We start from the raw sequence: 866 nt of genomic DNA on the forward strand, positions 1-866 counted from the left end.
ACGTTGCTGTCCGCGCCCACCACGTCGACCGCCTCGCCCAACTTCTTCTGCACTGTCTGGCCATCGCCGGCTTTCAGGCCGAAGCCCTTGTCGATCAGTTCGCCTTCCTTGCTTGTCAGCTGGCTGACGTTGACCGCATCGGTGGCATTGACGCCCGCGGCCACGTTGGTGATGGTCTTGCCGCCGGCGTTGACGCCGCCGCTGGTCACGCTGGGACCATTGGCGATGACCAGCCCGCTGTTGTTCAGCGCCACGTCCGGGCCCACCGCCACGCCGGCGTTGTTCACCAGCGTGTCGCCGGTCTTCACGCTGCCGGCCGGGCCCAGGTCCAGGTTCTTGGCCAGCGCGATCTGCACGCCGCCCGCCGTGGTTTCGGTGATGATGTTGCTGTCGGCGCCATTGATGCCTACCTTATCGCCCAGCCTGCGGTCCAGGTCCGCGCCACTGTCCGCCGTGAAAGTCAGCGGCTTGTCAGCCAGTTCGTTGAGCTGGTTCACGTTTACCGCGTCGGTGCCGGCCTCGCCCTTGGCGATGTTGGTGACCTTGTTGCCGCCCATGTTCACGGTGGTATTGCCGCCGACGGTGACATCGCCCGGCTTGACCACCAGCGTGTTGTTGCCCAGGTTGGTCGTGCCGCCCACACTCAGGTTGTTGGTCACGTTGATGCTGTCGCCTAGCGCGATCTGCACCTGCCCGTTGGCCACCTTGGTGGTCACGTTGCTGTCCGCGCCCACCACGTCGACCGCCTCGCCCAACTTCTTCTGCACTGTCTGGCCATCGCCGGCTTTCAGTGCAAAGCCCTTGTCGGTCAAGGCCTGCTCGGTGCTGGTCAGCTGGCTGACATTGACCGCGTCGGTGGCGTTGAC

At 65.0% G+C, this 866-nt stretch carries 1 pseudogene; it reads right to left on the reverse strand.

The features are described from left to right. Nucleotides 1-866 (reverse strand): annotated as a pseudogene (locus LPZ50_RS25095) (hypothetical protein); the annotation flags it as partial.

This window comes from Bordetella petrii (genome assembly GCF_020991325.1).
GTDB lineage: Bacteria > Pseudomonadota > Gammaproteobacteria > Burkholderiales > Burkholderiaceae_B > Bordetella_A > Bordetella_A petrii_E.